Origin of the sequence: Pseudohongiella sp. SYSU M77423 (genome assembly GCF_029911965.1) — a bacterium.
Lineage (GTDB): Bacteria > Pseudomonadota > Gammaproteobacteria > Pseudomonadales > Pseudohongiellaceae > Pseudohongiella.
The window spans coordinates 482,396-507,400 of sequence record NZ_JARYTH010000002.1 but is presented as its reverse complement, the minus strand read 5'-3'; the positions used below and the strand labels follow the sequence as shown (position 1 = coordinate 507,400).

The 25,005-nt window shown below is 54.0% G+C and carries 24 protein-coding genes; 18 read left to right on the top strand and 6 right to left on the bottom strand.

Translation table 11 applies throughout. The annotated features are described in order from the left end of the window. Nucleotides 1–94 precede the first annotated feature (94 nt). Nucleotides 95–1,633 (top strand): histidine ammonia-lyase, encoded by a 1,539-nt coding sequence (gene hutH, locus QGM61_RS06085; RefSeq protein ID WP_281132338.1) that lies wholly within the window; start codon nucleotides 95–97, stop codon nucleotides 1,631–1,633. Here hutH and QGM61_RS06080 read toward each other — a convergent pair whose 3' ends face one another. After that, entirely contained in the window at nucleotides 1,634–3,214 is a 1,581-nt protein-coding gene (locus tag QGM61_RS06080; RefSeq protein WP_281132337.1) for an ATP-binding cassette domain-containing protein, read from the bottom strand. It lies immediately after the preceding gene. 269 nt (nucleotides 3,215–3,483) lie between these two features. Here QGM61_RS06080 and QGM61_RS06075 point away from each other — a divergent pair, with 269 nt between their 5' ends. The 5 genes from QGM61_RS06075 to QGM61_RS06055 all read left to right on the top strand — a co-directional run bounded on the left by QGM61_RS06075 (nucleotide 3,484) and on the right by QGM61_RS06055 (nucleotide 6,930). Then, nucleotides 3,484–3,906, top strand: a complete 423-nt coding sequence (locus QGM61_RS06075) for a hypothetical protein (protein WP_281132336.1) — start codon at nucleotides 3,484–3,486, stop codon at nucleotides 3,904–3,906. A 41-nt stretch (nucleotides 3,907–3,947) separates the two neighbouring features. Further along, the gene (locus QGM61_RS06070; protein ID WP_281132335.1) at nucleotides 3,948–4,349 is read left to right on the top strand and encodes an energy transducer TonB; all 402 of its coding nucleotides are present in this window, start codon (nucleotides 3,948–3,950) and stop codon (nucleotides 4,347–4,349) included. A gap of 13 nt (nucleotides 4,350–4,362) precedes the next feature. Continuing rightward, a complete protein-coding gene (locus QGM61_RS06065; protein ID WP_281132334.1) occupies nucleotides 4,363–4,824 on the top strand; it encodes a GNAT family N-acetyltransferase in 462 nt (153 codons plus the stop codon). Nucleotides 4,825–4,937: 113 nt separating this feature from the next. Continuing rightward, on the top strand, nucleotides 4,938–6,098 hold the full coding sequence (locus QGM61_RS06060) for a fumarylacetoacetate hydrolase family protein (protein ID WP_281132333.1): 1,161 nt from the start codon (nucleotides 4,938–4,940) through the stop codon (nucleotides 6,096–6,098). 88 nt (nucleotides 6,099–6,186) lie between these two features. Continuing rightward, nucleotides 6,187–6,930 carry a hypothetical protein gene (locus QGM61_RS06055; RefSeq protein WP_281132332.1) on the top strand — a complete coding sequence of 248 codons (744 nt, stop codon included), beginning with the start codon at nucleotides 6,187–6,189 and terminating at the stop codon, nucleotides 6,928–6,930. A gap of 13 nt (nucleotides 6,931–6,943) precedes the next feature. Here QGM61_RS06055 and QGM61_RS06050 read toward each other — a convergent pair whose 3' ends face one another. Beyond that, nucleotides 6,944–7,141 carry a helix-turn-helix transcriptional regulator gene (locus QGM61_RS06050; RefSeq protein WP_237133900.1) on the bottom strand — a complete coding sequence of 66 codons (198 nt, stop codon included), beginning with the start codon at nucleotides 7,139–7,141 and terminating at the stop codon, nucleotides 6,944–6,946. Between the two features lie 15 nt (nucleotides 7,142–7,156). Beyond that, the gene (locus tag QGM61_RS06045) at nucleotides 7,157–7,621 is read right to left on the bottom strand and encodes a hypothetical protein (protein WP_281132331.1); all 465 of its coding nucleotides are present in this window, start codon (nucleotides 7,619–7,621) and stop codon (nucleotides 7,157–7,159) included. Nucleotides 7,622–7,820: 199 nt separating this feature from the next. On the opposite strand from QGM61_RS06045, the gene QGM61_RS06040 reads away from it, so the two are divergent. The 9 genes from QGM61_RS06040 (at nucleotide 7,821) to QGM61_RS06000 (ending at nucleotide 16,549) form a co-directional block, all read left to right on the top strand. Then, nucleotides 7,821–8,282 carry a methyltransferase family protein gene (locus QGM61_RS06040; protein WP_281132330.1) on the top strand — a complete coding sequence of 154 codons (462 nt, stop codon included), beginning with the start codon at nucleotides 7,821–7,823 and terminating at the stop codon, nucleotides 8,280–8,282. After that, nucleotides 8,282–8,659, top strand: coding sequence for a DUF6152 family protein (locus QGM61_RS06035; protein ID WP_281132329.1), 378 nt, complete (start codon nucleotides 8,282–8,284; stop codon nucleotides 8,657–8,659). Before QGM61_RS06040 ends, QGM61_RS06035 begins: the two co-directional genes overlap by 1 nt. Nucleotides 8,660–8,673: 14 nt before the next feature. Beyond that, on the top strand, nucleotides 8,674–9,351 hold the full coding sequence (locus QGM61_RS06030) for a DAPG hydrolase family protein (protein ID WP_281132328.1): 678 nt from the start codon (nucleotides 8,674–8,676) through the stop codon (nucleotides 9,349–9,351). Between the two features lie 144 nt (nucleotides 9,352–9,495). Next, nucleotides 9,496–9,816 carry a hypothetical protein gene (locus QGM61_RS06025; RefSeq protein WP_281132327.1) on the top strand — a complete coding sequence of 107 codons (321 nt, stop codon included), beginning with the start codon at nucleotides 9,496–9,498 and terminating at the stop codon, nucleotides 9,814–9,816. 68 nt (nucleotides 9,817–9,884) lie between these two features. Continuing rightward, the gene (locus tag QGM61_RS06020) at nucleotides 9,885–10,508 is read left to right on the top strand and encodes a class I SAM-dependent methyltransferase (RefSeq protein WP_281132326.1); all 624 of its coding nucleotides are present in this window, start codon (nucleotides 9,885–9,887) and stop codon (nucleotides 10,506–10,508) included. A 27-nt stretch (nucleotides 10,509–10,535) separates the two neighbouring features. Next, complete coding sequence (locus tag QGM61_RS06015; RefSeq protein ID WP_281132325.1) at nucleotides 10,536–10,952, top strand: ACT domain-containing protein; 417 nt, start codon at nucleotides 10,536–10,538, stop codon at nucleotides 10,950–10,952. Between the two features lie 12 nt (nucleotides 10,953–10,964). Beyond that, nucleotides 10,965–11,537 (top strand): hypothetical protein, encoded by a 573-nt coding sequence (locus QGM61_RS06010; RefSeq protein ID WP_281132324.1) that lies wholly within the window; start codon nucleotides 10,965–10,967, stop codon nucleotides 11,535–11,537. Nucleotides 11,538–11,648: 111 nt separating this feature from the next. Continuing rightward, nucleotides 11,649–13,520: a GGDEF domain-containing protein gene (locus QGM61_RS06005; RefSeq protein WP_281132323.1), complete on the top strand. Its 1,872-nt coding sequence runs from the start codon at nucleotides 11,649–11,651 to the stop codon at nucleotides 13,518–13,520. A 137-nt stretch (nucleotides 13,521–13,657) separates the two neighbouring features. Beyond that, nucleotides 13,658–16,549 (top strand): TonB-dependent receptor, encoded by a 2,892-nt coding sequence (locus QGM61_RS06000; protein WP_281132322.1) that lies wholly within the window; start codon nucleotides 13,658–13,660, stop codon nucleotides 16,547–16,549. An 83-nt stretch (nucleotides 16,550–16,632) separates the two neighbouring features. On the opposite strand, the gene QGM61_RS05995 is transcribed toward QGM61_RS06000, so the two are convergent. Next, nucleotides 16,633–17,769 carry a peptidyl-alpha-hydroxyglycine alpha-amidating lyase family protein gene (locus QGM61_RS05995; protein WP_281132321.1) on the bottom strand — a complete coding sequence of 379 codons (1,137 nt, stop codon included), beginning with the start codon at nucleotides 17,767–17,769 and terminating at the stop codon, nucleotides 16,633–16,635. Between the two features lie 100 nt (nucleotides 17,770–17,869). After that, the gene (locus QGM61_RS05990; RefSeq protein ID WP_281132320.1) at nucleotides 17,870–19,807 is read right to left on the bottom strand and encodes an acetyl-CoA hydrolase/transferase C-terminal domain-containing protein; all 1,938 of its coding nucleotides are present in this window, start codon (nucleotides 19,805–19,807) and stop codon (nucleotides 17,870–17,872) included. A gap of 165 nt (nucleotides 19,808–19,972) precedes the next feature. Here QGM61_RS05990 and QGM61_RS05985 point away from each other — a divergent pair, with 165 nt between their 5' ends. The 3 genes from QGM61_RS05985 (at nucleotide 19,973) to QGM61_RS05975 (ending at nucleotide 22,946) form a co-directional block, all read left to right on the top strand. Beyond that, the gene (locus QGM61_RS05985; protein WP_281132319.1) at nucleotides 19,973–21,025 is read left to right on the top strand and encodes an energy transducer TonB; all 1,053 of its coding nucleotides are present in this window, start codon (nucleotides 19,973–19,975) and stop codon (nucleotides 21,023–21,025) included. Between the two features lie 78 nt (nucleotides 21,026–21,103). Beyond that, nucleotides 21,104–22,588, top strand: coding sequence for an Nramp family divalent metal transporter (locus QGM61_RS05980; protein ID WP_281132318.1), 1,485 nt, complete (start codon nucleotides 21,104–21,106; stop codon nucleotides 22,586–22,588). Nucleotides 22,589–22,658: 70 nt separating this feature from the next. Continuing rightward, entirely contained in the window at nucleotides 22,659–22,946 is a 288-nt protein-coding gene (locus QGM61_RS05975) for a hypothetical protein (protein WP_281132317.1), read from the top strand. Nucleotides 22,947–23,028: 82 nt separating this feature from the next. Here QGM61_RS05975 and QGM61_RS05970 read toward each other — a convergent pair whose 3' ends face one another. Further along, complete coding sequence (locus QGM61_RS05970) at nucleotides 23,029–24,963, bottom strand: TonB-dependent receptor domain-containing protein (RefSeq protein WP_281132316.1); 1,935 nt, start codon at nucleotides 24,961–24,963, stop codon at nucleotides 23,029–23,031. Nucleotides 24,964–25,005: the final 42 nt, after the last annotated feature.

The following is a 25,005-nucleotide window of genomic DNA, read 5'->3' as shown; positions in this document are numbered from 1 at the left end:
GCCTTGCCGATAGCAGATGAGTCGGCTGACAAGCGACCTCAGTAACTCACCCATGCAGCACATCCCGTTGCCTTGAAACGAAAGAGCGCAGTTCATGATTATTTTTGGAGACTCCCGGCTAACGATAGAAGATGTCGCGGTCGTGGCGAGGCATCAGCAGTCTGTTGCCCTGAGTCAGGCACCTGAATTTCGTCGGCGTATCGCTGCGGGTGTCGAATTTCTGGATTGTCTGCTTGCCGAAGAAGGCGTGATCTATGGCGTGACGACCGGATACGGCGATTCCTGCACGGTATCCATACCTGCTGCGCTGGTTGAGGAGTTGCCCAGACATCTTTACACCTTTCATGGCTGTGGTCTTGGCGAAAACCTGTCAGCAGAGCTTGGGCGGGCCGTGCTGGCAGCACGACTGGTTTCCTTGTGCCAGGGCTACTCAGGCGTCAGAGAGGTTTTGCTGCAACAGCTTACCCGCTTATTGCAGGAAAACATCATACCGGTTATTCCCAGTGAGGGTTCTGTGGGGGCCAGTGGCGATCTGACGCCGTTATCCTACGTGGCTGCCGTTTTATGCGGTGAGCGCCAGGTCTACGACAAAGGCCGCATTCGTCCCACCATGGAGGTATTCCAGGAGCGCGGTATCACACCATTGACACTGCGCCCCAAAGAAGGACTGGCCATCATGAACGGTACCGCAGTCATGACCGGCATCGCCTGTATGGCCTATCAGCGGGCGGCCTATCTGACCCGGTTGGCGACCCGAATCACCGCCATGGTGTCTCTGGTAACAAATGGCAATGCCAACCATTTTGACGAAACCCTGTTTCAGGTCAAACCTCACCCAGGGCAACAGCAAATCGCAGAGTGGTTGCGCCATGATCTCCACACGGGTGAGACCCCGCGCAATTCAAAGCGTCTGCAGGATCGTTATTCGCTGCGCTGCGCGCCACATGTGATTGGTGTGCTGGCGGACACATTGCCGTGGGCGAGGCAGTTGATCGAAAATGAACTGAACAGTGCCAACGACAATCCGATTATTGATGGCGAGGGTGAGCATGTGCTGCACGGTGGGCATTTTTATGGCGGGCACATCGCGCTGGTCATGGATACCCTGAAGAACACAGTGGCAAACATCGCGGACCTGCTGGACAGGCAAATGGCGCTGATGATGGACACCCGTTTCAACAATGGGCTGCCTGCCAATCTGTCTGGTGCCGCACCTGAGCGCGCCGCGATCAATCATGGCCTGAAAGCTGTGCAGATCGGCACCTCAGCATGGACCGCCGAAGCACTCAAGCAGACTATGCCTGCCAGTGTGTTTTCACGGTCCACCGAATGTCATAACCAGGACAAAGTCAGCATGGGTACCATTGCTGCGCGCGACTGTCTTCGTGTGCTGCAATTGACCGAGCAGGTCGCCGCCGCTTCACTGATTGCCTGTGCACAGGGGCTGGATTTGCGCCTGGCGCGTGCTGAGCTATCGGAGCAACAGATTGGAGTGCAGTTGCTGGACACAGTCAGACAGGTGCGCGAGGTGACGGCATTTATCACCGAAGACCGCGCGCTGGAGCAGGAGCTCAGAGTGCTGATTGATCAGATACAGCAGCAACGCTGGTCTTTGTATGAGAACTGGCACTGATTACAGGTTCAGAATTTTGTCCAGGCCAAGCTGTTCGGCAAAAACTTCACCGTGGGTCACGACAAGCAGCGTGCCTTGGTAGCTTTTCAGTACATGAGCGAGCAGGGTCTGGCTCTCCAGGTCCAGATGGTTGTCGGGTTCATCCAGTAGTACGAGCTGGGCAGCTGTCGGCCCCATCAGCGTGCAGGCCAGTGCTACCTTCAGGCGTTCGCCGCCGCTTAACTGAGCGACCGGGTGCAGCGCCTGATTGCCCGGCAAGCGCACCAGAGCCAATCTGTCCCGGTAAGCCCATTCAGTCCAGCCAGGATTCAGTCGTCGGAAATTTTCCAGTGCGCTTTCCTCGTCGTCCAACAGGCTCAGGTGTTGGTCCAGTTTCAGCACTGAGCCTCGGCGATGAATCTGTCCCGCCCGTGGCTCAATATCGCCGCTGATCGCGTTCAACAGTGTTGATTTTCCGCTGCCATTATTTCCGCTCAGCCACCAGCGCTCACCGCTCCTGATCTGGATATCAAGCGGAAGAGGGTTGCTGACCCAAGGCAGAATGACTTTATCCAGCTGCAGCAGGTGCCCTGAAATGGGTTCCGGCTCGGTAAGCGGGAAGCCCAGAGTAATCTCCCTGCCCAGCACTGATTCGGCGCCCGCTTTGCGCCGCTGTTCTTCCCGCAGCACGGACTGATGCTTTTGAGCGATGCGCCCACCGGTGGCTTCGCTACGCTCTTTGCGAGCGTCCAGCAGGATCTTCGGCAGGTCCTTTTTGCTGGCTTTGGCTCGGCCTTTTTGGACGCGCTGTTCATGGCGCTCTTTTTCAGTCTGCTGTTGTTGCTGCTCTTTTTTTATCGTCTGGCGTGCATGTTGCTGGTCATGCCGGGCCTTCTCCAGCAATTGCTCGCGGGTTTGCAGATAGGCTGCGAATCCCTGACCGTGCCACTGCAGGGCGCCATCGCGCAGTTCGAGCAATCGTCCAAACGACTGCAGAAGCGTTTGATCATGCGTGATCACCAATGCACCACCAGGCCGCTGGCTGAGCCACTTGCTCAGCCAGCGTCGACCGGCCTGATCCAGATGATTGCTCGGCTCGTCCAGGATCAGGAATGCGTCACGGATGCGTGACAGTCTCAGCAAATGTAAACGCGTACGCTGTCCGCCGCTGAGCGAACTCATCGGGACCAGCAGGCAATCGGCGGGCAGATCGAAGCGGATGAGCTCTTCGATCAGATCCTCCTTCAGGGTCCAGCGTTCATCGAGTAAAGACAGGTCATCGACCTGTCCGGCGCCGGAGAGCAGGCGATCAAGCGCCGCTAACGCTGATTCAACACCCAGAAAGGCAGCCACAGTGTCCGGTGTGAGATGCTCTGCTGCGTGCTGAGAGAGATTGGCGACCGGCACATGGTGTTGTACCTGTCCAGCATGCGGAAGGCGAACACCTGCCAGGCATTCGCCCAGCAGCGTTTTGCCGGCGCCATTGGGGCCGATCAATGCAACAGTCTCGTCAGGCAGATGCAGATCAAGAGAGTGAAAAACCGGGGGATTGGGTTCGAATGCAACGGAAAGCCCCGTTGCGGAAATACAGGCCTTGGCCATAAACAGCTCCTCTAACACACCAGAAAAAATAGGGGTTTAGAGTGCTGACTTCATTGGCCTGGCTCCTGCTGATGGTTGGTGCTGATGGTTGGAAAGAAACGCGGGTCGGTATTAACCTATGCGATTAGTTTAACAGTAATGCTGACTATTGATCAAAAACTCAATTACTCAGAGCAAAAGGTCGTATCGATAACAGCACATTCAATAAGCTACCCAGTCCCGAGAAATCGTAGTATGGTTGCCTCAAAACACAGATTCACGGAGCGAATATGTTTTTCACACTATTGGCCCTTACGCTAAGCCTGTCCCTGGCCGTTTCCTACACGGCTGCCCGCGTATTTCGCAAGCCAATCGGCGCCATCTTCACACGCATCATCCAGGATGAAATCAGCACCGCATGGCAGCGCTACGTGATGTTTGCCACCTACGTGGTCGGCATCTCCTCTGGCGTTCGTATCTACGAACTGGAGCGGTACATTAGCCCACAGATCAGCGACATGGGCATCCTGCAACTGACATTGGAGCGCTGGGTGCTGGAGATCTATCGCACACTGATCGCCTGTCTGCAGGGCATCGCCTGGATGTATCTGGTGGTGTTTGTGGTGGCCCTGATTGCCTATGTGATTGTGCGTGGGTTTGAATTGCGGCGAGGGAAGGTATCCAAGTCAGAATATCCAGAATCGATGGAGTAATAGTGATTTAATTCATCGCACGCTTGGGGGATTAGTATCATATGCTTGTTTCAATTCTCTCTGGGAAAAAGCTTTTATCGAAATTTGGTTTGTTTGTCGTGTGCGCTACCGGTTTTCTATCGCATGTGTTCGCACAGTCTGATCTGCTTTCGCTGGAACTGGACCTGGAAGGAATGCCCAAGCTGATTCATGAAGTTGAGCCGCGTTACCCTGCACGGGCGGCAGCCCGAGGTATTGAAGGATGGGTTCAGCTAAAGTTTACAATTATGGCTGATGGGACTGTTGATCCATTCTCTATCGTAATCACGGATGCTGATCCATGGGGCATGTTTAACTCAGCGGCCATTAGAGCGATCGAAAAGTTTAGATACGAACCCAGTGTGGTTGACGGCGTTGCCGTGGAAATGCCGAATTTTCAGCACGTTGTCCGTTTTGAATTGTGAGCTGTGGCGGTTTATGCAATTCATATTTCTAGCCAATCTCCCCCAGGCCATCCCCACTGTCGCTGACTGGTATTATCAGGAGTGGGGCGCGTCCAATCCGGACCTGAGCCCAGCCAGCATCGCGGCCAATCTGGAGAGTAGTCTGAACACTGATGAGCTGCCATTGATACTGCTGGCCATGGATCAGGGCGACCTGCTCGGCGTGGTGGAGTTGAAATACCGCGAAATGGCGATGTATCCGGACAAGGAGCACTGGCTGGGCGGCATGTATGTCAGGCCGGATTATCGTGGCAGGGGCATAGGCAGAAAATTGATTGAACATGCATTGGAGGTGGCCGCCCGTCTGGGAGTACGAACATTGCACCTGCAAACCGAACAACTTGATGGCGGTCTGTACAGGCGTCTGGGGTGGCGGCCAGTTGAGCAGGTCAATAACAAGGGCATTCAGGTGCTGGTGATGGAGCGCGATATCTGAACCGGTAGACGAATAAGGCGCGTCACACGTCAGGATGTTGGACAGAATCTGAAATTGGCGTTAACGTGTCTCACTGTAATTACAACAATAATGCAAGTCCCGGGAGTCGAACAATGAGAAGAAGATCGCTCTATACCCTGGCAGTTGCGGCCCTCGTGTCGCTGCTTGCCATGCCAGCCAGCGTGCTGGCCCAACCCAATATCCAGCCCGCAGAACCCTTCAAGGTCGGCACCTTCGCGGTAGGCAATGAACAGTTCTCCGGTCTGGTCATGCGCGATGACAGCCTGATCGTGGATCTGGTCGAGGCCAACAAAGCTCTGGAACTGATGCCGGAGTACCCCTCGATTGACATGCCTGATGATGTTCTTGGCCTGATAGAAGGCTACGAATACGGTCTGAAGTTCCGGGTCTACGAAATCGTCAATGCGCTGGTTGATTCTGGCATGCTGAATGGCAGCAACATGCCTGATTACATCCATGCTGTTGAAGACGTGGATATCCGCGCGCCCATCCAGTATCCCAGCAAGATCATGAACGCGGCAGTCAACTTCTACACTCATGCCTGTGAAGGCTGCACCGAGGCAGAACTGGCTGAGCGCACCCGCCAGCGTCGCGAAAACCGTGGCGTGCCCTATCTGTTCCTGAAGCCAACGCGTGGTGCCATCATCGGTGACGGTGAAAATGTGATCATGCCTTATGGTCGTGATGAGATCGAATACGAAGTCGAGATGGCTATCGTTTTCGGTCGATCTGGCAAATACATCTCTGCTTCGCGTGCCTACGACCATGTCTTTGGTTACATGGTGGCAATGGATATTTCAGACCGTGGTGGCCGTCCACCAGGTGGCTTTAGCTCCGGTCTGGACTGGTTTGTAGGTAAAGGCCACGATACCTTTGCGCCGCATGGCCCCTGGATTGTGCCTAAAGAGTTTTATGGCGACCCCATGGACCGTCTGCACCAGATCACGGTTGTTGATGGTGTTACCGTGCAGGAAGCCAAAGCAGGCGACATGATCCACAACATCCCTGAGCTGATTGAATACGCTTCATCACTGATCACCTTGTTCCCGGGCGATGTGCTGCAGAGTGGCACATCAGGTGGCACTGGTGCCGGCCGTGTTGAACGTGCAACAGGTTCGGGTTATCTGATTGATGGTGAAACCATCAGCGCAACGATTGAAGGTATCGGCACCCTGACACACCGTGTGGTTCGCGAACAAAGCGTTCCCGATGATCTGTCAGGTTCGCAGTTGCCGCCGACCAGTACTTACTGATACTTTTCGACTGCATGAATGAATAAAGAGCCCTGGCACCTGTGATGGTGTCGGGGCTTTTTTCTGATTGAGACAAGGAACAACGGCCATGTCAATGCGCAAACTGATACTGCCTGCGGTGATTGTTGTCGTAGTGGCTGGGTTGTTTATCAACAGCAGGATTAGTCAGCGGGACCAGAATGCTGACTCAATGGCTGATCTTTCAGAGGGAGTTCAGCAGGTCGCTGATGGCCAGACGACTGACCTAGGTCAAGCTGCGGAAGCTGAGACGCATAACGATGCGGCAAATACTCAGTCTGTATCAGATGAGAGTTCGCCGACAGACGCAACAGACCCACGGGCCGCCGATCGAAGTGGCGATAGTACAGCCGAGCCGCAACGATCTACGCGCACACTCTCTACAATCAGCGACAACGCGGATGTGCCCGCCATGAGCGATCGCGTTTATTATGTCATTGAAGAAGCTCAGCGGATGCAGCAGGCTGATCAATGGGAAGCGGCGTTGATGGAACTGAATGCACTTTACGCCAGCTTTGAAAACCTGACACCTTTCGAGCAGATGACACTGCTGAACTTCTACACCAATACCCTGATCAGGCTGGAGATGTGGCAGGAGTCGATCACCGCATTTTCAAAAATGCTGACGGTGCCCGATCTGCGTCCGGATATCAATGCGCGCGCGCTGCTGGCTCTGGGGCAATTGCATCAGCAAGTTAACGAAGCGCCCGCGGCAGTTACCTATTACGAAGCCTGGCTTGATTTCACCGAGAATACACCCGGTCTGGAGGCGCAGAGAGCACGCGTGCGTGACCAGATGCAGGCGTTACGGTAGCCATTTGGTTCAATCAGACATCCGTTTTGTCAAACACTTCTTCGACAGACAGTTTGAACGCATCTGCAATCTTGAACGCCAGCGGCAAGGATGGGTCAAACCGTCCGTTTTCTATGGCGTTGATGGAATTGCGGGAAACCTGCACACGCTCAGCCAATTCGGCCTGGCTCCAGCCTTTTTCAGCACGCAGTACGCGAATAAAATTCTTCATGTTAGTACCCGTCCATCACTCCGATGACTTGCCCAGTCGCTGAGTCCACCAGAACGAAATGGCGCCGGTGCCAATGAGTTGCAGAACGACTACCAGCATGAATCCAATTGTGATACCCAGCTTGACGGCTTCCTCTGGTGATTCGGTTCCCAGCCGTAACGCCGCATCGGCAAGGGCGTTCATCAATGGCGGTATCATCATCACAATGACAGCGGCCACACTGCCGATGGTCATACCCCAGGTGCTGGAAAAGCGTTGGCCAGCTACCTGCACTTCATCCAGCCGACGATTGACCCGGGCAGACAGAAACAGGCTATAGGCCATGACGAACAGCGCCGCTGCCGCAGCGACAGACAGTGTAAGGGCGTCAGGTTGTTCGGCCAGCCATGGGGTAGCTGCAAAAAAAGCCACAGGTACGATAATCACGGGCGATATCCAAAGTGCACAGCGTCCTATTTTCCGGGTATTCAAGGTGGCCATGGCAAGCTCCTGAATTGTCTATTAACGGGTGAATGAAAAGGGTATTGGTCAAAATGTAAAGCTAGCTTGTCATACTGCGGCGATAATGACAAGTAAACTTTGCATTTTATTTCTGAGCTGTGTTCATCTCTGTATTACTGAATGACGAACCGTAGTATCTTGACCGCTAAATAGCAGCGCCAGCCCGAGACGAAAAAGAATGCAATCTCTGGAACTAAAAATACCTCCGCTGGCACTGGTCGTTATATTCGCAGGCCTGATGTGGCTGCTTGCGCGACTCACCCCGGGATTTGATTATGCAGTGCCATTGCGTCAGGTGCTGGTGGTCGTTGTCAGTGCATTAGCTGTTTTGATAGCACTGGCAGGTGTTGCGTCTTTCAGGCGAGCCAGCACAACCGTAAATCCCCTGAATCCTGGAAGCTCCAGTACGCTGGTGGTGTCTGGCATCTATCGCGTCACGCGCAACCCAATGTACCTTGGTTTCCTGCTATTGCTTGCGGCCTGGGCGCTGTTGCTGAGTAACCTGGCAGTGTTGCTATTTCTGCCTGTGTTTGTCTGGTATATGAATCGCTTTCAGATTTTGCCAGAAGAGCGTGCACTGACCAGTCTGTTCGGGAATGACTATACCAATTACTGTGCGCGAGTCCGGAGGTGGCTTTGATGTCTTCATTACTTTCCTCTGTGCCCTCGCGATCCATGGTGTTTTTATTAATGATCCTGACACCGCTGTCAGCCACGGCTCATCATGGTCTTGGCAGTTATGACCAGAGCAATGTGCTGACACTCAAGGGCAAGGTAGTCGGCTTTGAGCTCCGCGACCCTCACTCACTGCTGTTTGTAGAGGTGGCCAACCCTGACGGGTCAGCGACTGTCTGGGCCATTGAGGGGGGCGCGGCGCGAGGCATTGTCGAAACTGGCCTAAGCAGAGAGTTTCTCTCCGGCGGGCCCATGGTGACGGTGACAGCGCTCCCGTCCGTGGATTCCCGATGTGAACCATTATGCCGTGCCGCTGGCCAGAACTTCGATTTTGAACGGTAAAGGGGGGGACCCGCATGTGGTTACGTCGTCAGTTCAGGAATCTGGATCCGCGCCCTTCACCATGGCCAATGAAAACATTAAAAAGCGCTACTACCTCATTCAGAAAAAGCAGGAATGGTGTGCTTGAGTTGACCATACAGCACGACATTCTGCTTGGCGTAACACCTGCCATGCTCGCCTGGTGGTTTCATCATCTCGGGGAGACCATGTCGTTTAGAGGCGATACTTATGCCCGTTATCTGGTATGGCATCCAATTGACCACATCCATTGGCAATTGCTGGTTACCGGACCGGATGGCTGCACCGGGCAGGGTGCTACTTTCAGAATAGTCGAGGCTTTCGGTGGCCAGCTGGACCATTATATAGACAGTATTGAGTTCGTTGAAAAATGTGATGATCAGGGTTTGACTTTGGTGAAGCGGGTGATGGGGCTTGAGGTTTTTCGCCTGGAGCATCGTTTTATTCCGATGTCCGATGGCACGCGATACGCATCTCGTATGGTTGTCGGGAGCTGCACTCCCATTCTTGGGTGGTTGATTAATTATTTGATTCGGCCGGCGGTTTTCTCTGATGCCACTGCTCGGGCCTGGCTGTTGCACAATATTGAAGAGGTAGGTAATTTTGAAATATTTCTACCCGAATTATTCGCAGCTTCTATGGTTGATCAACAGAACACCACTCAGTCACCGTGAGGCACGCAAATAAGGATTAAGACAGTGATATCGCGAAGGAAAGCCGCGCTCCTGATTTATATTTTTATACTTGTCCTGCTCGCCGGTCGAGGTTTACAGCTGATTGTACCTGATTTACTGCCATACCAGGCTGCGCTTGTAGGCATGTCCTGGTCCGAGGTGCCGGCAGATATACAGACCCTGATTACCTTTCTGAATGCTTACAGTGGTGGCGTGTTGATAGTGTTCTGTGTAGTGATGGCAGTGCTGTTGCTGGTGCCTTACAGACAAGGTGCGGGCTGGGCAATCTATGCTGTCCCATCGCTGCTGCTTGTCTACTGCGCAGCTTCCGCTTCTTCCATGTGGCCGCTGATGGCTCATGCGCATTCGCAGCCGCCCATGGACTCTGTTGCGGTCATTGCTGTCACCACGATACTGGCCTTCCTGCTATCACGGAATAAGGATGTCCAGGACAAATCACAATAGACCCGCGGGCTATCCAATGGCAGAATCTAAAACTTGAACGGTCACGGAAGGCTTAATAAGGACGTCATATGAAAGACCCAAGAAAGTTCTGGAACAAATTGGCACCGCGCTATGCCAAAAGCCCGGTGCGGGACGAGAAAATCTACCAACAGAAGCTGGAAATCACCCAGTCCTATTTCAAGCCAGACTGGTCGGTGTTTGAGTTCGGCTGCGGTACCGGCAGCACAGCCATTGTCCATGCACCTTATGTCAAACAGATTCTGGCAACCGATATATCCGATGCAATGCTCGCCATTGCCGAGCAGAAGACCCAGGCGCAGGGCATCTCTAACATCAGTTATCAGCAGGGCACTCTCGAGAGCCTTTCCCTGCCACCCGAAAGTTTTGATGCTGTGCTTGGTCTGAATATTCTGCACCTGCTGCCCAACGTGGATGAAACCATCAAGCGGGTGCATCAATTATTGAAACCGGGCGGTATTTTTGTGTCCAGCAGCGCATTAATGCGTGACGTGGCTCTGCATTGGCGGATGTTAATCCCGGTAATGCAGTTAATTGGCCTGGCGCCGCAGATCGCCCACTTTAACAAGGATGAGCTGATCGGCAAGCTGACCAAAAACGGGTTTACCATTGACCATGAGTGGCAGCCAGCCAAGGCGTCGTTGTTCATCGTCGCAAGGAAAAAAGAGAACTGATGAACAGACGTACCGGCGGTATTACCTATGCAAGCTCAGAGTAGCAGCGGGCAGCAGCAGGGAGTCGCAGATCTGGATGACTTGCTGCGGTCCCTGCAGCCATGTCTCACAGATTCCGAGTTTGTGTTCTGTTGCGTGCCAGGCTCGCTCGATGACTACATCAGACTTGAGCCCTTGGCCACGATTCGGGAGGAAGAGGGGCTGACTCTGGTGTTGCCCCTGTCAGTAGCCGAGCGTGAGAGATTAGGGTTCAACGGCGTCTTTCGCCAGATAACGCTGTCAGTGCATTCCAGTCTTGAAGCTGTCGGCCTGACGGCGGCTGTATCGCGCCTGCTGGCTGATCATGGGATTGCTGCAAACATACTGGCGGGCTATTATCACGACCATATTTTTGTGCCTCGCGACAAGGCTGACGTCGCCTTAAGCTTACTTCAGCGCATCTAGCGCTACATAACTATGTCTATTCTTGTCTGGTTAATGGCCGCAATCAAGCTGGGAATGCCGATGGCAGCTCTGAGCTGGCTTATGTTCAACTGGTTATATGGTGCCGGCCAGCTCCCTCGAGATGCTGGGCACAAGGCGATTCGTGACCGCCTTGCGGAGCTCAAGAAACATCACAAGACCAACAAGAGCCGCAGTGGCAATTACCTGTACAAGCAATGGCTGTTTTTTGGCGGCGGTTTCTATGGACTGGCGGTACTCTGGACATTGCTGGTGCTGGAGATTCGCGAGTTGATCGGTTTTATTGCCAACTTTGATATCCCTGGCCTTTTTGCGAATGGGATTGTGGCGTTGATTGTCAATTTCATCGTGTCCCAGATTGGCAATATCGTTCAGGCGTTCATGTGGTTCGGTTACTGGCCCGATGGGCGGGGCGGGGAGCAGATTGTCGTCTGGGTGCTGGTTGCTTATGCAGGATATCTGTTTGGTATTCACCTGGCGCGAGAGACAGAAAGCCTGCACAGCCTTTCAGAACTGGTCCGGAGAGTCAGTCGTCGCAGGCAGATGCGAAACAAGGATGAGGAGTAGTATGTATCACCCGATGTGGCACCTGCAACGGTGTCCTTGTCGCCCTCAGTCGTTATAATCCCTCCCGTGAATAACAACTATCTCCAAAAGTGGCGCTCTTCCCGGTCACTGATGCGCAGTGTACTGGTGCGCATCATGCTGGCAGCTGCCCTGGTTGTCGGCGGACTGACTGCGCTTGCCTACACGTTTATCTACAACGAAACCCAGAGCCGAATGCTTGATAATTATGGCGACTGGATCGTTGAGCGTGCTCACAATGACAGCCTGATCTTTGAGCTGGCCCAGGAGAATCTGGCACGTTTCAGCCAGGAATTTCTGCGACTTTACACCTCGGATGTGGTGGTCGATGTAGAGACCTTCTGGGCCTATTACCAGCATGGTGACGATGGTGCAGTGCGATTGCGCCGGGAGTTCTATGATGGACTCTATGCTGATGATGGTCTGTATTACAGTGGTGTCACCAGCTTTATTGGCAATAATCAGCCGGTAGATGACCCCGAGCTGCAGCGCCGTCTTGTCCTTTCACTGAGGTTACTGGCGCAATTGGGCCCGGCGATGGTCAACCGCTTCGAAAACGTTCATGTGACCTATCCGGAGAATGCCATCGCACTGTACGCGCCTGGCACACCGTGGGGGCTGGAAGCCGAGGCTGATCTGCCTATGAACGAACTGGGCGTCATCAGAGCCATGCAGCAGTCGGAGAACCCGGAACGTCTGCCCGGCTGGAGCGGGCTCTACTTTGATGCGACTGCACAGGAATGGGCGCTGACCTATCAGGTGCCGCTGGACCTTGACGGTCGTCACCTGATCAACCCCAGCCACGATATTTCATTGACGGACCTGATGGAGCGACTGGTCAGCGACACCCCAGAGGGTGCGTACAACCTGATATTCAGACCAGACGGTTACCTGATTGCCCATCCCGCTGAACCGGCCTCAGACCGTCGCTGGGTGGGTCAGATGTCGCTGGAGACCATTGACGATACTGAACTTACAGGGCTGTATCACCGGATTAACGACGCCACGGGTGGGCGCCCCGGGGAGCGCACGCTGCTGCATTATCCGGAAATGGATGCCTGGTTGGCTGTGAGTGAGCTGACTGGACCGCAGTGGTGGTTTATCTCTGTTTACCCCGATGCGCTGTTGCGTCAGGCCGCCAATCAGGCGGCGACAGCGGTGCTGGTGTCGGGCCTGGTCCTGATGGCTTTGCTGATCGGCATCATTGTTTACATCATTCAGCGCGACGCGGCGACACCGCTGGCCCAGCTAAGCCGAGCGGCCGAAAGTGTGGCAGACGGTGACTATGATGCCGTTGCCGAGGGGCGCATCAGTCTGCCGCGCGGGCTTCGTAACGAAGTCGGTCTACTGGCGCGGACATTCCATGGCATGACCATCAATATCCGCGATGCCCAGTCAACGCTTGAGAAAGTTGTCGCGGAGCGCACAGAGGCACTGGAATCGGCCAATAAAAGCCTGCGTGAGTTGAGCCTGCTGGATGGCCTGCTGGGAATTCACAATCGTCGGGCCTTCGATCGTGACCTTAAATCAGTGTTTGAACAATCCAGGCGGGGTGTCGGGGATTTTTATCTGATGATGATCGACGTCGACGAATTCAAACTGTTCAACGACACCTACGGTCATGCTCGCGGTGATGAAGTGTTGAAGCAGATTGCTGCGAGCATAGCGGGCAGTATTCGCCGCGATGATCGCGTTTATCGCTATGGCGGCGAAGAGCTGGCAGTCATTTTCACACCGCATGGTAGCGAACCGCCAGAGCAGGCGGCCAGACGCGTACTGGCGGGCGTTGCGCAAATGAATATTCCATTCCCGGAGTCCGCCCACGGTCGAGTCACGATCAGTGCGGGACTCGCACACGGTCACACTGACTGTGTTGACCCTGATGAGCTTGTCACTGAGGCTGACAGACATCTGTATGCCGCCAAACGGGCAGGTCGCAACAGGTTGATCTCAGAACAGATCTGACGCGGTTCGCCATCAATCGCTGTTGGTTTTCCCATTGTGACACCAAAGTCACGAAACCCTCATCTAATCGTCACCGACTGGTCATAGTTTCGGCGTAGGCTGCCTCAACAATCACAAGCAGCCCCTGGAGAGTTTTTATGTCCACCGGTCATTTCAAGCGTCGTTCCACCAAGCTTTGTTTTGGCATTTTCCTGGCCATGAACAGTGCCACCCTCGTTTTTGCCCAGAGTGGCGATGGCGCCGTTTCTGGTCGTATTGCCGAGGCCGCCAGCGGTCGCTCACTTGAAGGCGCAATCGTCACTGTAGCGGACGAGCGGTTCCGTGATTTTACTGATGCCAGTGGTCGATTCTCGATTGCAGACGTGCCTCCTGGCACCTATCCGGTCACCATCACATACGTCGGCCTTGCGCCAGTGGAAAGTACCATCACTGTTTCTGCCGACCAGGTCGCTACCCTGAATGTGTCTATGGAGCGCAGCGACGCCATTGAGACCATCACTGTACGTGCGGCCCGCACTGGTACCGATCGTGCCATCAATGAGCAGAAAACTGCAGCCGGTATCGTTAATGTGGTCTCCGAGGAGATGTTCGGTGCCATGCTGGATGGCAATATCGGTCAGGCCATGCAGCGCCTGCCAGGCCTGAGTGTAGATCTTGCCCAGGACGGCTCGCACGGAGGTATCAATATCCGTGGCGTGTCGGGTGAGTTCAACTCCGTGCAGATGGATGGCAATCGCGTCCCGTCCTCTGGCAGCAGCAATACTTTTGATCCCCGGCAACTGGCTGCTGATGGTGTTACCAAGATTGAAGTGATCAAGTCGCCAACACCGGACCGTGACGGTGATGCGGTAGGCGGTATTGTCAATCTGGTATCGCGAAGTGCGTTTCAGCGTCCGGGTCGCGAAATGAGTGTTGATGTTGGAGCACAACTGAATGAAGAGCCCGGCAACTGGGGTCACAGCGGCAAATTCTCATTCTCTGATATTTTCAGCGTCGGGGATGAGCAAAACAATCTGGGTATCAGCTTTACATTGAGCACCTATGATACCGATCGCTATTCGCGCAATGCCGATCAGGACTGGGTGCGTGTGACACCTGAAACAAATCCGCAATTGAATCTTGGTGGATATAACGAGCCGGTATGGTTCATGGAGTCCACTCACTTTGAACACGACACCCGCACGACTGAGACGCATACGCTGAGTGGTTCTATTGATTTTCGTGTAGGCACCAATCACGAGTTCTATGTGCGACCGATGGTCAGCACCTTTTCGCGCCAGGGCACAAAATACGAAACCGATATCGATATCGACACCGCGTTTGGCAACAGTCTGAGCGGCGACAAAACCTACGCCGAACTGACGCCCACTTATGGCCGTGGCACGGCGGACAGCGAAGCGTCTCGCGGCTGGATCGGCACGCTGGAAGATCAGGATAACGACCTGTTCTCACTGTCTGTTGGTGCAAAACATGAATACGATGCAGACCTGTTGACCTACGATATTTCCTTCTCTCGAAACAAAAGCCAGATACATGACGACAGTGAATTGAACATGCTGATGGAGCCGGATGACCCCTGGTTCATCTTTGAGTATGAAGTGTTTGATCCCAACGGTGATATCCGCGTTGATGTGGTCAATGGTGTTGATTCCACAGACCTTAGCCTGATGACTGAAGGCGAGCTGGAAGATGTGTTTGGCGCAAAAGAAGACGAAGTATTGAGCGGTCGCATCGACTGGCAGCGTGAAATGGCACTGGCCAGTGGTTCGTTTACCTTCAAGACTGGCGCCAAGTATCGCCGTAGTTCGCAGTTCCGCGATATGACGGTTGACCTGTATGAGATGGATGATGCTTTCCCGTATGCGGAGGTGCTGATTCCGACCGACGAGCTCATCTTCCGCAAGCCCAAGTACTTTGATGTGCAACCGCAGATCGGCCTGGCCATGCTGCAAAGCAACCCGGGACTGTTTGAGTTTGTCGAAGACGACTCACTGGAAGACAGCAACGTTGAAGATTACGATGCCACTGAAACTGTCTCAGCCGCTTATCTGATGGGCACCTACGAAACAGGAATCCACACAGTGATTGCTGGCGTGCGTTACGAGCGTTACGAATGGGATAACCAGAACAAAATCGTCAGCTACCTTAACGATGTGCCTTCCGTGACACCAGGCACTAGTGGTGACAGTCATGGCTTCTGGTTGCCAGGCATACACTTCCGTCACGCGCTGACCGACAACCTGATCCTGCGCGAAAGCTACAATCGCAGCTATGCGCGACCGCGTCTGACTGAGCTGTCTCGTGGGCGCTGGGTTGATGACGACGGTAATATAGAAGATGGCAACGCCAACCTTCAGCCGGCGCTGTCGGATAATTTTGATGTCCAGCTTGAGTACTACACCGATCGCGGTGGTCTGTATTCGGTAGGTGTGTTCTACAAGGATATCGAGGATTTCACTTACACTGAAACTTACGACTTTGACACGCTGGGCAGTAACGGCATTCCGGTACCGGCGGAAAATGGGGATCTGGAATATGAGCGTCCAGTCAATGGTTCCTCCGCTACCAACTATGGTCTGGAGTTGATTGCCCGTCAGAACCTGTTTTTCCTCCCGGGTGCACTGCAGGGACTGAGCATCGCCGCCAGTACCACATTGACTGAAAGTGACGCGACCTATCCAAACCGCACGGATAATCGTGATCTGCCACTGGAAGGTTTTTCAGAGTTGCTGTACACGTTCACACTTGATTATGCCTGGGGCAACCTTAGTGCGCGACTGGACTATACCTTCCGTGATGATTACATCGAAGGACTGGGTAGCGATATTGAAAGTGATGAGTTCTATGCGGCTGAAGATCGCGTGGATGCTGAAGTACAGTATCGCTTTTCAGACAATCTGCAGGCCTTCCTCACCGGCAGCAACCTGACTGATGAGCCTCAGGTCTCCTATCAGGGCTATCGTCCGTTTGTTGAGGATGCCAGTTTCTCAGGACGCAAGTACACGATGGGTGTGCGTTACGAGTTCTGATAGTCGGAGCTTAAGAGATCAGCATTGATACGTCATCAAAAAGCAGCGCCCATGGCTGGGCGCTGCTTTCTTGATAGGGCTGATCAAGGATCGACCGAATACTTGGTGAACGCACCACCAGCCTGGCTCAGTGAGTTGGGTCCTTCCGCAGCATAGACGTTGCCATCTGCATCGACTGCCACACCTTCACCTGCTGTACCCTGATACACACGGTCTTCGCGTTCAAATGGCGGAATGAATCCAGTCACATGATCGTGATCGATATGGCCGATACGGACACCATTACGCCAGCCAACGTGGTTGGTCGGACTTGATTCGGAATCAATGGCGTAAAGCATGTCGTCATCGGTGATAAAAATTCCACTGACCCGGCTGAACATATAGCGGGACTCCAGGTAGTTACCGTCCTGGTCGAATATCTCGAGTCGATGATTGCCGCGATCCGCCACCCACAAACGGCCCTGGGAGTCAAAATCCAGCGCATGTGGTGTGCGGAATTCTCCGTGGCGAACCCCAATCTGTCCCCATTGTTTGATGAACGTGCCATCGGGCGCGAACTTCATGACACGTGCTGTCTGACCATTGGCTCTGCCTTCGGCCATGGCCTGGTTGGTGGTCATGCCCTGGCCGCTGTGACCATCGGACACATAGATGCTGCCGTCAGGACCAACCACCACATCGTTCGGCTGATTAAAATGCTGACCGTCGTTGCCAGTCTGCCCGGGTGTGCCCAGGCTCATCAGCAACTCCCCTGTGGGGCTGAATTTATGCACCTGCTGGCCTTTGGTGCCTTCATCGTTGGTGGCGAAGTCTGTGACCCAGACATTGCCCTCATCGTCAACGTGAATGCCATGCGGCGTGACCATGATGCCCCCGCCAAAGTTGGCAAGAACTTCACCGGTGTGGCGATCAAATTTAAAAATGGGATCGACCGGATTGGTATGGCAGTTGACCGGCACACCTGATCCGAAACTGCCGGCGCCACAGCGCTCGTAGGCCCAGATGTTTCCGTCAAAGGGATCAATGTCCACGCCTGCAGTAGAGCCCCATTCACGACCGGCTGGCAGCTCTCCCCAGTTGCGTGTCACAACGGGAGCAGGGTTGGGCAGGCCGTCGCCGGTGATTGCATTGTCATAACTCGTATTGAGGTTGTTACAGCCGGTGAGTAGCGCCAGTGCCAGGCCGGCGCCTGCAAGGCCCGGTTTGATGGGGTTTGTCATGGGTGCTCCTTGTTATTATCGTGTCCTGCATTGATTGGGTGAGGTACTGCCATGAAGTCCCAAGCATACTACCCCCGGTGTCCGGGTCAACCCAATCCTGTCAACGGCGGCCTGTTGAGGATTGCTGCAGGGCCCAGAGCAACAGTCGCTGCTCCAGCCAGTCCATTGTGGTTTGTGGCTTTTCCATACTCATCCGTTGCAACAGTGGCTGCCAGCCCTGACGATTTGCTGGTCGCAACAAAGCCGCTGCGATCGTTTGCCATTTCCCGGTAGTGGTAGCTGTAGCAGACTTGAGCGCCTGCAGTGCCTGACTCAATTCCAGCTCTTCATCGGTGAAATCATGACCAAACGGGTAGGGTGGGAACAGACTTTTCAGGGATTGATCTTCAGCAAGTGCCTTGATTGCCTCAGGAGTATTGCCCTGCCAATGCGGTGGTGGGGTAAAGTCAGGGTGAATCTTGCCAGCATCTTTGGCCTGTTGCAGCAGTTCATCCTGAAATTGCGCGTCGGCCAGGCCGATCAGTCGGGTATAGACTTCCTGCTCGGGTTGGCCACGCAGATCAGCAATGCCGTACTCGGTGATGACAATGTCGCGCAGGTGCCTGGGTATTGTGCAGTGAGCGTAGTTGAACACGATGTTTGAAACTGTTTTGCCTTTGTGCTGCCGGGTACTGCGCAGTGTGATGATGGATCGTGCATCGGGTAACTCATGAGCCATCGCAACAAAATTGTATTGGCCACCGACGCCAGAAATAATACGGCCATCTTCGAGCGCGTCGGAGATAACCGCGCCATTCAATGTGCACATCATGGCGGAATTTATAAACCGGCCATGATCGCGCTGCGACACCTTCAGCTGCTGATCTCCCAGGCGATGGTCGAACAGATCATTAATGAAGTTGACGCTGGTCATGCAGATTTTTTCACGCAGCTCATCAGGAAGCTCGCGCAGACGCTGATAAAAACGACGGGAACCCAGAAAGAAACCGCCATGCATTAGCGTGGCGCCGACGTCATCAGATTCACGGCTGGCGACTTCACGTTTTAGTACACCTGCATCAAGCAGATCGATAAAGCCCTCCGTCATCATCTCGCTGCAGCCATAAAGACCTGCGGTGAAAGGCTCCGTGCCGCCGACCTCGCAGGCAAAGGGGAAGCGCTGGTCGATGTCCAGAGCCCGGTATAACTGCAGCCACTGCTGATTATTGCTGTGCCGCTGGATCGCCTGGTAAATGAGACCTGTCCCCAGTGAGCCTATGCCCAGCTGAAGGGTGCCACCATCGCGCAGCAGGGTGCTGGCGTAAAAACCGATGAGGTGGTCCTGGGCACTGAGTGCCATGTTGGGAACAGAAAACAGGGGATAGTCATGCTGCGGCGAGTCAATTACAACATCGAACTGAGTCTGGTTGACCAGAGCATCACGAGTCATGAACGGCAGATTGCGGTTTGTTTCAGCGACCAGCGCGGTCGGCGTGCCATCCTGGGCGCGCTGTTTCAGCAGAGGAATCAGGTCCAGTGTCAGGTCTGGATTACCACTCAGGCTGAATGCCCCGGAATCGCCTGATGGGTCGGGTGACACCAGTTGCGCAATGACGTTCATGCCCTGTGCCATCAGGTCGCGAACTGCGTGGGTGTAATTTGTACACACGTAATCACGTTGTTGCTGCGGCTGATCAACAAAGCTGCCCGCCTGGAAAAAGAATTCGGATACCCTGACATTTTCCGGCAGCTTGCCGGTGGCTGCGTCACGGGCATATTCAAGTTCGGGAATGTCACCGTAAAGACGCTCTAAAAAAGGTTCGAGAAAGCGGTGCTCCATGGATGAGGAAGCCTTCGGCGCCTGCAGCGAGAGACCGGTGACAATATGCAGGGAGATGCTTGAGTCACGGCATGCGCGTTGATAGATGGCGTTGGCAAAATGCAGGGGTTTGCCAATGCCCAGTGGCAGGCCAAGCACGACGCGAGGGCCCACGCGTTCCAGGACGGCGTCCACAGCGGCCTCGGCATTGCCAAGCCAGACAGAGTCTGTCACGTACATGTCAAGCTCCTGTCGGTGCATTGCGGGCAGCAAAAACAATCTGTGCACCGCATATTAGCCATCTGACCGATGGCAGCTCTTGAAGTTTTGCAGTATCTTTCTGGCGACGTGCCAGCGACGCCGAGCAAGTCCCAGTACCCACACTATAACAACGAGGAATCTTTCATGTCTGCTCTGATCGGCAAAACCTTGCTGCTTCTATCTATTCTGACGGCGGTATTGGCCAGCTTGCCGGTTCAGGCACAGTTCGACAATGAGTTGGAGGCCGTTAGACGACCGGTCTTGTGGCACCCACCATCACAAGTGTATGGCGATGATGAAGCGTTTGTGTTGGTACATTTCATGGTGGACTCAGAAGGGTACGTGATTGAGCCCAGCGTCTACAGGTCTACAGGTCACCCGGACTTTCAAAAAGAAGCGTTGAAGGCAGTGGCAAGCAGCCGCTGGAAACCGCTTGAGCGCGATGGGGTTCCAACGTTGACAGCCGCTTTTTTTCTGGCACGTTTCGTTGATAGACACGAAGAACCATCCGTAAACTTCGCATTTCGTAGACGCTACGATGCAGTCATTGCCGCCATTGCGGAGAATGATCAGCAGTCCGCCAAAAAGCTGTTTGATGAGCTGGAGGCATATTCGATTTCCACAAACTTTGAACATATTTTATTAAATCTGACACGCTTCAGCTATTTTCGTAAATACGGTGGTGATGAGTTGCAACTGATGCAGTATCTTGACGCCGCGTTGTTTTTTGAGTCGAGTTTTCGCTCTCGTCGCACGATCGAAATCGGTGCTGAATCCATGCCTGCTGATGTGGTAGCGCTGGCCCTTCGAAATCTGTTTATGCTGCAGGTCAACAATAGACGTTACGTGGAAGCCTTGAGGACCTATGAGTTTATGCAGGAGGCCGGCCAGAATGTGGATGAGTATGATCAGGTGGCAGAGCGCATTCGCGCTGTTCGTCAGGATGAATCCGCCTATATCATAAATGATGTCATCCCTGACAGTGGCTCCTGGCACATACTTGTCGCCAAGCCGGGTTTTTTTGTCCAAAGCGCCAATAGTGACATCAGTGAGTTGACCTTAAGGTGTCTGCACAATTCACAGACGTTTGCGTTTGAGGAAGGGGCAGAGTACCGGATCCCACCATCGTGGGGGAGTTGCAGCCTGGAGATCAAGGGTAGTCCCGGTTCTCAGATACAGCTTGAACAGTTTGGCTGATTGACCCGACTCTTATGATGGGTGATGCAAATAGTAGTGAATTGGAAAGTTACCCTGGTCGTTTGTTAGGCTTCCCGCATGAAGGCCAATGCAAGCGAGGAAGAATTTCTTAAACAAGCAGTGCGCGATCATGTCGCACGTCCACCTCTCGGGTACCATCAACTACGGTGGTACGGTCCTGGCTTACTGTGGATGCTCTCCTCGGTAGGCACGGGGTCTATCCTCTTTACACCGCGAGTTGCTGCCGCCTATGAGTACCAGCTGCTTTGGTTATTGGTGCTGGTGGTTTTCTTCATGTGGGTGATGATTCGTGAGATGGCCAGATACTCCATTGTCACTGGTCAGACCATGCTTGAAGGTATGCATACCCTGGCTGGGCCACGGAATTGGGCGGTTTGGCTGATATTTTTACCTCAGCTCCTGGCAGCCGCTGTGGGTATCGCGGGGCTATCTTCGGTTGTTGGCGGGGCAATTGCCTCGTTCGCTCCGGGAGGCAGCGCGGTGTACGCCATGATTGTGGTGGCCGCCTGTACCTCATTAACGGCCACCGGCCGCTATTCCCTGATCGAGAAACTTAGCCGCACTTTGGCGATTGTCCTGCTCCTGATGGTGGTGATAGCAGCAGCTGTGGTGTTTCCCGGCATCAGCCGTGTCGGTGCCGGTCTTTCTCCAGGCTGGCCCAGTGATGCCGATCTTTACGTAATACTTCCCTGGGTAGGCACAATTCTGGCAGGTTCCATGGGAATAATCTGGTTTGGATACTGGACAGCCACACGCGGCTACGGCGGGGGGCTGAGAAGCCAGGAGTCTGACCAGGAAACGGTTGAGTCGGAGGAAAAATCCACCTCCAGAGAGCAGGCGCCAAAAACACCGCAACAGCGGTTGCAGCGATGGATCTCAGTGGGTTCTGGCGCCGCCCTGCTGGGCTGCCTGGGTGGCCTTATCGTGCTGGTGGCTTTCATGATTCTGGGCGCCGAACTATTGGCAGCTAAAGAGAATCTGCCGCAAGGCACTGATGTGGCCATCGACCTGACCACAATGTTTTCTGGTATCTGGGGAGCAATGGGCAAATGGATGTTGCTGACGATTGTCTTTATTGCGCTGGTAGGCAGCATTGTGGCCAATCAGGATGGCTGGGGGCGCAGTTTCGCGGATATGTGCCTGATTCTCTCCCGTAGAGCCCGACAGGCTTCTCAGCCTGGGCCGATGATCAGCATTATCCGCTCGCTTGAGTCTCGATTTGAGAGTGAAATACTCTCACGGATTATGTTGAAACGACTGTTCATCTTGAGTGTCACCGGTCTCGTTCCACTGCTGATTCTGGCGTTTTTTCGGGACCCGGTTCAGGTGATGTCGGCGTCGGGTATCATCGCAGCTGCACACACACCGTTCATTGTGGTTACAGCTCTGATTGTTAATCGGACCCGTCTCCCAAAGCAGCTCAGGCCCAATCTGTTCTATACGGCAAGCATGTCAGCAGCTGGCATCTTCTATGCCATATTTGCCGTGCTTTATATTGTTCAACTGATCAATGGCTACTCTTCTGGAGGTCCGTCAGGGTAGGGCGGTATTCGCATTAACGATGAGGATATGTTACACAGGAAATGAAGGATCAATGAACGAAGGAGGTGTTATGAGCAACTTGCTGAAAATGAGTTGGGAAAGTCACCGCAAATGCTTCGCTACCTTGATTTTGAGCGCCGGTTTGGCAGCTTGCGCGTCCACGGATGATGGGTATGAAGCGCCATCCTACGCAACCATGTGGGACAACGACAGTTATCGCGTCATTTGCACCGGTGTCGACAATCGCGATGTGTATGTGCGCTACAACGCCCTGGACACTTTTTATCATGAAGATGGTACAGCCAAGACGCGTGATGAGTTCTGTCGTGAGCACGCGGCAGGTGCCAGATCGCGATAATATGTAATTTTTTAATCGATAGTTCTGTGACTCAGCCAGAGCAGTTTTTGCTCTGGCTGAGTGTGAATCATCAGCCAGTAAACTAGAACTGATATCGTGTCGTGAGCAGGGCAGTGCGACCGTAGGTGTTGTAACCGTCCACCACCTGATAGTCCCTGTCAAAAAGATTGCCTATCTTGAGCTGTAAACGCAGATCGTTTATCAACTGATATTCCATGACAAGATCGAATACGGCACTGCTGTCCACGGAAGACGTGCCAAATGTCACTGGATCAACGTCCTTTTGTTTGCCACGCAGATGCCAGTCCAGCCCTACTTCGAGCTTCTGGAAAGTTCGTGAAATGCCGGCGCTCAGGGTTTGATTGGGACGGCGTAGTAATTCCTGACCCGTATCGCGGTTCTCGTGATCCAGCAGAGTCAGCGCCGCATTTGCCTGCCAGCCTGACCATTCGCCCTGAATGCTGAGTTCCAGTCCGTTGATCAGAGCGCTTTCCACATTGGCTAATGTCGTAAAGCTCGCGTCCGTGGCAATGAGGTTTTTGATCTCATTTCTGAAGGCATTGACGGACCAGCCAACGCTGGGATTTGAGCCACGCAGGCCAAGCTCAACGTTGCGTGAAGTTTCAGGCTGCAGGTCGGGATTCCCGTAGAAGAAAAACGCTGGGAAATCGACGTAAAGATCTACCAGTGTCGGGGCCTTGAATGCCGTGCTGTAGGATGCCCAGAGCTGCATCGTTGCACCCAGGTCGGTGCCTATGGCGGCTTTGCCAGTTGTCTCGCCTCCGAATTGTTCATTGTCATCGTAGCGCAGTGAAAATGTTGTGTGCAGGGTGTTGCCGTCGCGCGGGAATTCACTGTGGATGACGGCGAATGCGGCACTGTTGTCGCGACTGGTGTCGCTTTGTGTCGCTCCGCTGGACAGGTACAGCAGCTCTTCTGATTCAAAGTCAGCACCCAGCACCAAAGCATGTTCACCAAGCTCAATATGGTTTTGCCAATTGAAGGAGTCCCGCTCTGTGCGGCTTTGTGAGCCAAACGTACTCCGGTTGATGCTTTCATCCTCGAAACGCGCGAGCTGGACATCACTTTGCCACTGCTCTGTGACCGGCAGGCTCAGTCCGACGCTGGCGGACTGGGCATCGCTGTTATTGATACCGCCGTCATAGACCAGCTCAGATTCCGTCCAATAGTAACCACCTCTCAGAGTGGCGCCACCGGTGAATTCGTGGGCGATTGAAACGTCGGCGGCATCACTGTCATAGGCGCTCCGACGGGCGCTCGGTGTTGGCGTGTGGATGGGACGGATGCCGTCAGTCTCATGATGGGCCACGTTGAGTGACAGCGATGTGTTGTTGATTCGGGTATTGATACTGCCATTGGTATTGACGGTTGACTCCGTGCCTGCTGCGACGCTGACACTGCCATTCACGCCCTGTTCAACGGATCGATTGGCTGCCTGTTTGGTGAAAACCTGAATTACACCACCAATCGCATCGGCGCCATACAGGCTCGATTGTGGTCCGCGCACGACCTCAATACGCTCAATTTGCGCGACCGGGATATTTTCCAGTCTGGCGAAACCTTCGCTGGCTGTGTTGGCCTTGACGCCATCAATCAGTATCAAAGTATGGTCAGAGTTGGTACCACGCATGAACAGGCTGGTCTGTGTTCCCTGGCCGCCTGTTCGTGCCATCTGGATGCCAGGTGAGCCGCTCAGCAGGTCAAACAGGCTGAGCGCCTGCGAGGCTTCAATGTCTTCCCGCGTAAAGACGGTGCTGGCAGCCAGCGTTTCGTTCAGCGGCTGACTCATGCGGTTGGCAGTAACGATAACTTCCTGAGCCTGTTGATCGGCAGACTCGTTTGCGGGAGTCTCCTGACTGGCCGAGGCCATCGTCGCAAGCGGCAGTGCGGTACACAGCAGACCAGCGTAGCCCAAAAGGGCGGCAGCGCTGCGCGGTGTTTGTATGTTTGTCGTGTTGTCGTTAGGAGTCTTGTTAGGCGTGTTCTTGTAAATCATTGTGCAATCTCACCCGAGTGCGTCATGTAAAATCACGCAGTC

Coding starts and splice junctions, on each gene's coding strand:
- QGM61_RS06065 (WP_281132334.1), top strand. CDS start 4,363: ATGCAATTCATATTTCTAGCCAATCTCCCCCAGGCCATCCCCACTGTC.
- QGM61_RS05990 (WP_281132320.1), bottom strand. CDS start 19,807: ATGTACGTGACAGACTCTGTCTGGCTTGGCAATGCCGAGGCCGCTGTG.
- QGM61_RS05975 (WP_281132317.1), top strand. CDS start 22,659: ATGAGCAACTTGCTGAAAATGAGTTGGGAAAGTCACCGCAAATGCTTC.
- QGM61_RS06070 (WP_281132335.1), top strand. CDS start 3,948: ATGCTTGTTTCAATTCTCTCTGGGAAAAAGCTTTTATCGAAATTTGGT.
- QGM61_RS06005 (WP_281132323.1), top strand. CDS start 11,649: ATGCGCAGTGTACTGGTGCGCATCATGCTGGCAGCTGCCCTGGTTGTC.
- hutH (WP_281132338.1), top strand. CDS start 95: ATGATTATTTTTGGAGACTCCCGGCTAACGATAGAAGATGTCGCGGTC.
- QGM61_RS06015 (WP_281132325.1), top strand. CDS start 10,536: ATGCAAGCTCAGAGTAGCAGCGGGCAGCAGCAGGGAGTCGCAGATCTG.
- QGM61_RS05985 (WP_281132319.1), top strand. CDS start 19,973: ATGTCTGCTCTGATCGGCAAAACCTTGCTGCTTCTATCTATTCTGACG.
- QGM61_RS05995 (WP_281132321.1), bottom strand. CDS start 17,769: ATGACAAACCCCATCAAACCGGGCCTTGCAGGCGCCGGCCTGGCACTG.
- QGM61_RS06055 (WP_281132332.1), top strand. CDS start 6,187: ATGTCAATGCGCAAACTGATACTGCCTGCGGTGATTGTTGTCGTAGTG.
- QGM61_RS06075 (WP_281132336.1), top strand. CDS start 3,484: ATGTTTTTCACACTATTGGCCCTTACGCTAAGCCTGTCCCTGGCCGTT.
- QGM61_RS06045 (WP_281132331.1), bottom strand. CDS start 7,621: ATGGCCACCTTGAATACCCGGAAAATAGGACGCTGTGCACTTTGGATA.
- QGM61_RS06000 (WP_281132322.1), top strand. CDS start 13,658: ATGTCCACCGGTCATTTCAAGCGTCGTTCCACCAAGCTTTGTTTTGGC.
- QGM61_RS06080 (WP_281132337.1), bottom strand. CDS start 3,214: ATGGCCAAGGCCTGTATTTCCGCAACGGGGCTTTCCGTTGCATTCGAA.
- QGM61_RS06010 (WP_281132324.1), top strand. CDS start 10,965: ATGTCTATTCTTGTCTGGTTAATGGCCGCAATCAAGCTGGGAATGCCG.
- QGM61_RS05970 (WP_281132316.1), bottom strand. CDS start 24,963: ATGATTTACAAGAACACGCCTAACAAGACTCCTAACGACAACACGACA.
- QGM61_RS05980 (WP_281132318.1), top strand. CDS start 21,104: ATGAAGGCCAATGCAAGCGAGGAAGAATTTCTTAAACAAGCAGTGCGC.
- QGM61_RS06020 (WP_281132326.1), top strand. CDS start 9,885: ATGAAAGACCCAAGAAAGTTCTGGAACAAATTGGCACCGCGCTATGCC.
- QGM61_RS06040 (WP_281132330.1), top strand. CDS start 7,821: ATGCAATCTCTGGAACTAAAAATACCTCCGCTGGCACTGGTCGTTATA.
- QGM61_RS06050 (WP_237133900.1), bottom strand. CDS start 7,141: ATGAAGAATTTTATTCGCGTACTGCGTGCTGAAAAAGGCTGGAGCCAG.
- QGM61_RS06025 (WP_281132327.1), top strand. CDS start 9,496: ATGTCCTGGTCCGAGGTGCCGGCAGATATACAGACCCTGATTACCTTT.
- QGM61_RS06035 (WP_281132329.1), top strand. CDS start 8,282: ATGTCTTCATTACTTTCCTCTGTGCCCTCGCGATCCATGGTGTTTTTA.
- QGM61_RS06030 (WP_281132328.1), top strand. CDS start 8,674: ATGTGGTTACGTCGTCAGTTCAGGAATCTGGATCCGCGCCCTTCACCA.
- QGM61_RS06060 (WP_281132333.1), top strand. CDS start 4,938: ATGAGAAGAAGATCGCTCTATACCCTGGCAGTTGCGGCCCTCGTGTCG.